Source organism: Enterobacter sp. C6, from assembly GCF_008122455.1.
Lineage (GTDB): Bacteria > Pseudomonadota > Gammaproteobacteria > Enterobacterales > Enterobacteriaceae > Enterobacter > Enterobacter pseudoroggenkampii.
Genome location: NZ_QPFW01000074.1, coordinates 1 through 3289 on the forward strand (window position 1 = coordinate 1; position 3289 = coordinate 3289).

General features: G+C 63.2%; 4 protein-coding genes and 1 pseudogene. All 5 read left to right on the top strand.

The genetic code is table 11. From position 1 onward, the window contains the following. Positions 1-210: pseudogene (locus tag DOU50_RS00685) on the top strand (amino acid ABC transporter permease); the annotation flags it as partial. Then, complete coding sequence (locus tag DOU50_RS00690) at positions 210-866, top strand: amino acid ABC transporter permease (RefSeq protein ID WP_194266106.1); 657 nt, start codon at positions 210-212, stop codon at positions 864-866. The pseudogene DOU50_RS00685 and the gene DOU50_RS00690, both read left to right, overlap by 1 nt. After that, complete coding sequence (locus tag DOU50_RS00695; protein WP_023327069.1) at positions 847-1584, top strand: amino acid ABC transporter ATP-binding protein; 738 nt, start codon at positions 847-849, stop codon at positions 1582-1584. The genes DOU50_RS00690 and DOU50_RS00695 overlap by 20 nt, the downstream gene beginning before the upstream one ends. 13 nt (positions 1585-1597) lie before the next feature. Beyond that, positions 1598-2839, top strand: coding sequence for a pyridoxal-phosphate-dependent aminotransferase family protein (locus tag DOU50_RS00700; RefSeq protein ID WP_148768513.1), 1242 nt, complete (start codon positions 1598-1600; stop codon positions 2837-2839). Beyond that, on the top strand, positions 2836-3289 hold a 454-nt coding region (locus tag DOU50_RS00705), incomplete at its 3' end, for a M20/M25/M40 family metallo-hydrolase (protein WP_148768514.1). The genes DOU50_RS00700 and DOU50_RS00705, both read left to right, overlap by 4 nt.

A 3289-nucleotide genomic window follows, 5' to 3' on the forward strand; every position in this document is an offset into this window, starting at 1 on the left:
AGCCAGTGCATCATCGTGATGCTCGGCTCGTCGGTGGTGTCGCAGGTCTCCTATGAAGAGCTGACCTTCGCCGCCAACCTGATCCAGTCCAGAACGTTTTTAAGCTTTGAGGTTTATCTGGTGACAACCGGCATTTACTTAGCGCTGTCGATTACCCTGCGCCAGCTGATGATGGCGGCGGGACGCAAATGGCTGGGGGTGCAGGCATGATGACCACCTTTACCGACTGGGACATTATTCGCAACCTGCTGCTGGCCGGGCGCTGGACGGTGCTGCTGTCGCTGGTGGCGCTCGTCGGCGGGGCGGCGGTGACGCTGCCGCTCCTGCTGCTGCGCCTGACGGGCGGGCGCACGGTGAAGCGCATCATCCGCGGCTATATTGAGCTGTTTCAGGGCACGCCGCTGCTGATGCAGCTGTTCCTGGCCTTCTTCGGCGTGGCGCTGTTCGGCATCGACGTTTCGCCGTGGACCGCCGCCTCGCTGGCGCTGACGTTCTACACCAGCGCGTTTCTGCTCGATATCTGGAACGGCAGCATTCGCGCCCTGCCAAAAGGGCAGTGGGAAGCGTCGCGCTGTCTGGGGCTGACCTTTGGCCAGACCCTGTTTCGCGTGGTCGCCCCGCAGGCGCTGCGCATCGGCATTGCGCCGACGGTCGGCTTTGCCGTGCAGGTGATCAAAGGCACCGCGCTGGCGTCGATTATCGGCTTTATCGAGCTGACCAAGGCCGGGACCATGCTGACCAATGTGACCTATCAGCCGTTTAAGGTCTTTGCGCTGGTGGCGCTCGGCTACTTTATTCTGTGTTATCCGCTGTCGCGCTACAGCCGCTATCTGGAGACGAAATTCAATGCCTCTCATCACCATTAATCAGGTGCAGAAGTACTACGGCGATAACCACGTGCTCAAGGGCGTCGATCTGGATATCGACATGGGCCAGGTGATTTCCATCATCGGGCGCAGCGGATCGGGCAAAAGCACGCTGCTGCGCTGCATCAACGGACTGGAAGGCTATCAGGACGGCAGCATCAAGCTGGGCGGCATGACCATTACCGACCGGGATTCTCAGGCGCGTGAAATCAGCCGCTCGGTCGGGATGGTGTTCCAGAGCTTCAACCTGTTCCCGCACATGACGGCGCTGGAGAACGTGATGCTCGCCCCGCGTCGGGTGCTGAAGAAAAGCGCCGCCGAATGCCGGGCGCTGGCGCAGCAGATGCTGGAGAAGGTTGGCCTCGGCGATCGTCTGGATTACTACCCGTCGAGCCTCTCCGGCGGCCAGCAGCAGCGCGTGGCGATTGCCCGCGCGCTGGCCATGTCGCCGAAAGTTTTACTCTGTGACGAGATCACCTCCGCGCTTGACCCGGAGCTGGTGGGCGAAGTGCTTAAGGTGCTGGAGCAGCTGGCGGCCGAGGGGATGACGCTGATACTTGTTACCCATGAAATGAATTTTGCCCGCGAAGTGGGCGACCGCGTGGTGTTTATGCACCAGGGGAAAGTCTGGGAGCAGGGCGACAGCAAAACGCTGTTCGCCAACCCGCAGACCACGGAACTGAAGCAGTTCATCTCCTCCGTGCGCGGCCTCAACTGATAAGGACTGAACAATGGATATCGCACAATTTCCGCAAATCAATCCGCCCCAGCGCCTGCTGATGGGGCCGGGCCCGATCAACGCCGACCCGCGCGTGCTGCGCGCCATGTCGAGCCAGCTGATCGGCCAGTACGATCCGGCCATGACCCACTACATGAACGAGGTGATGGCGCTCTACCGCGGGGTGTTCCGCACCGAAAACCGCTGGACGATGCTGGTGGACGGCACCTCCCGCGCGGGAATTGAGGCCATTCTGGTCTCCGCCATTCGCCCGGGAGATAAGGTGCTGGTGCCGGTCTTTGGCCGCTTTGGTCATCTGCTGTGCGAAATTGCCCGCCGCTGCCGCGCGGAGGTGCATACCATCGAGGTGCCGTGGGGCGAGGTGTTTACCCCGGACCAGGTCGAGGATGCGGTTAAGCGTATTCGTCCGCGCCTGCTGCTGACCGTGCAGGGCGACACCTCCACCACCATGTTGCAGCCGCTCGCGGAGCTGGGCGCCATCTGCCGCCGCTACGACGTGCTGTTTTATACCGACGCCACCGCGTCGCTCGGCGGTAACGCGCTGGAGACCGACGCCTGGGGGCTGGACGCCGTCTCGGCCGGGATGCAGAAATGCCTCGGCGGCCCGTCGGGCACGTCGCCGATCACGCTGAGCGCGCGGATGGAAGAGGCGATCCGCCGCCGCAAGTGCGTGGAAGAGGGCATTCGCACCGACGCCCACCGCGACGGCGATGAGGAGATGATCTACTCCAACTACTTCGATCTCGGCATGGTGATGGACTACTGGGGGCCGGAGCGGCTGAACCACCACACCGAAGCCACCACCGCGCTGTTTGGCGCCCGCGAATGCGCGCGGCTGATCCTGCAGGAAGGGCTGGATAACGGCATCGCGCGCCACAGGCTGCACGGCGATGCGCTGCTGAAGGGCATTCAGGCGATGGGGCTGGAGACCTTCGGCGACCTGAAGCACAAGATGAACAACGTGCTGGGCGTGGTCATTCCGCAGGGGATCAACGGCGACCAGGTGCGTAAGCTGATGCTGGAGGATTTCGGGATTGAAATCGGCACCTCGTTTGGCCCGCTGCACGGCAAAGTGTGGCGCATTGGCACCATGGGTTATAACGCGCGCAAGGACTGCGTGATGACCACCCTGAGCGCGCTGGAGTCGGTGCTGAACTACCTCAAATTTACCACCACGCAGGGGGCCGCCATGCAGGCCGCGTGGGACCACTATCGCCGCGAGACGCCGCAATGAGCCCGGCGGCAGAACGGGTGATGGCGCGCGCCGACGCGCTGGCCGCCATCAGCGAAACCCCGGATGCGCTGACACGGGTGTATCTCTCCACGCAGCATCTGCAGTCCAACCAGCTGGTCGGGGAGTGGATGCGCCAGGCGGGCATGACCGTCTGGCAGGACAGCGTGGGCAATATCTGCGGTCGCTATGAGGGCGCGCAGAAAGGGGCGCAGGCGGTGCTGCTCGGCTCGCATCTGGATACCGTGCGCAACGCCGGGCGCTACGACGGCATGCTCGGGGTGCTTACCGCCATCGAAGTGGTGGACAGCCTGTACCAGCAGGGTCTGCATCTGGCGCAGGCCATAGAAATTGTCGGCTTTGGCGACGAAGAGGGAACCCGTTTTGGGATCACCCTGTTAGGCAGCCGGGGTATTACGGGCTCCTGGCCGCAGGGCTGGCTGGAGACGTGCG

Excerpts from the sequence above, each read along its gene's own strand:
- DOU50_RS00700 (WP_148768513.1), top strand. The coding sequence starts at position 1,598 with ATGGATATCGCACAATTTCCGCAAATCAATCCGCCCCAGCGCCTGCTG.
- DOU50_RS00690 (WP_194266106.1), top strand. The coding sequence starts at position 210 with ATGACCACCTTTACCGACTGGGACATTATTCGCAACCTGCTGCTGGCC.
- DOU50_RS00695 (WP_023327069.1), top strand. The coding sequence starts at position 847 with ATGCCTCTCATCACCATTAATCAGGTGCAGAAGTACTACGGCGATAAC.